This is a genomic window from Streptomyces sp. SID13726, from assembly GCF_010548375.1.
Lineage (GTDB): Bacteria > Actinomycetota > Actinomycetes > Streptomycetales > Streptomycetaceae > Streptomyces.
In genome coordinates this window covers 1-423 of record NZ_JAAGLY010000543.1, presented here as the reverse complement: position 1 = coordinate 423, position 423 = coordinate 1, and the positions used below count along the sequence as shown (strand labels likewise).

Here is a 423-nt window from a genome sequence, read left to right as displayed (position 1 = left end):
AGCACCCGGTCTCCAGTCCGGAAGGTGCGGCTCACCGGCCTGTTCCCGGCTGGTCGAGGGCGAGGCCGAGGAAGAAGCGGCAGATGCGGGCCAGTTCCTGCAGCTTCACATACGCGGCCGCCGCCTGCTCGGGGAGGCCTGCGTCCAGGTCGGTGCGGGTCGACTGCAGCATCAAATCGAGGCCCTCTTCGCGCGGCCCTCCGGGCCGGGCCTCGATCTGCGACACGAGGAGGTGAAGGTGGCCGGCCAGCCAGGAGAACCAGAGCTGTCGCACGGCCGCGCGCGGTTCGATGTCACGCGGTTCAAGGACGGTGGAGACGGATTCGCTGATGACGGTGGTGTCCAAAGGTGCCGTGGCGGCTGCGCCGTCATCGGCCTCGTATACCAGGAACGCGCCGGCCTGCACGGTTGCGGACATCCTCG

At 69.0% G+C, this 423-nt stretch carries 1 protein-coding gene; it reads right to left on the bottom strand.

Annotation, left to right across the window (positions count from 1 at the left end; translation table 11 throughout):
- Positions 1-31: 31 nt before the first annotated feature.
- Positions 32-423: DUF6415 family natural product biosynthesis protein (locus G3I78_RS49030; RefSeq protein ID WP_203616563.1), on the bottom strand; the 392-nt coding region annotated here is incomplete at its 5' end.